Source organism: Saccharothrix sp. ST-888 (genome assembly GCF_000955975.1).
Taxonomy (GTDB): Bacteria; Actinomycetota; Actinomycetes; order Streptomycetales; family Streptomycetaceae; genus Kitasatospora.
Genome location: NZ_JYJF01000819.1, coordinates 1 through 321 on the forward strand (window position 1 = coordinate 1; position 321 = coordinate 321).

Genomic DNA, 321 nt, shown 5'->3' on the forward strand with positions numbered 1-321 from the left:
TACCAGGGCCCGAGCCTCGACTTCAGCCGCCCCGGACGCACCTACCTGCCCACCCTCGGCCAGGACACCTTCCCGACCTGGCAGCTCGTCAGCATCTGGCATCCCGAGGGCGTTCCGCGCCAACATCTCCAGCCCGCCCAGTGGGTCGCGGTCGCCGACCGGGTCAGCCGCTACCAGGTCACCGAGGGCATGGTGAGTCCCAATACCGAGGGTTGGGCCCTGTATGCCGAGCGCTTCATGGACGAATTGGGGTTGTTCTCGGAACCAGAGTGCCGACTCGGCTTCCTGGCCGGGCCGATTCTGCGGCTGATCCGGGTGATC

1 protein-coding gene is annotated in these 321 nt (G+C 67.3%); it reads left to right on the forward strand.

Annotation, left to right across the window (positions count from 1 at the left end; translation table 11 throughout):
• On the forward strand, positions 1-321 hold a 321-nt coding region (locus tag UK12_RS34695), incomplete at both ends, for a DUF885 family protein (protein WP_045307208.1).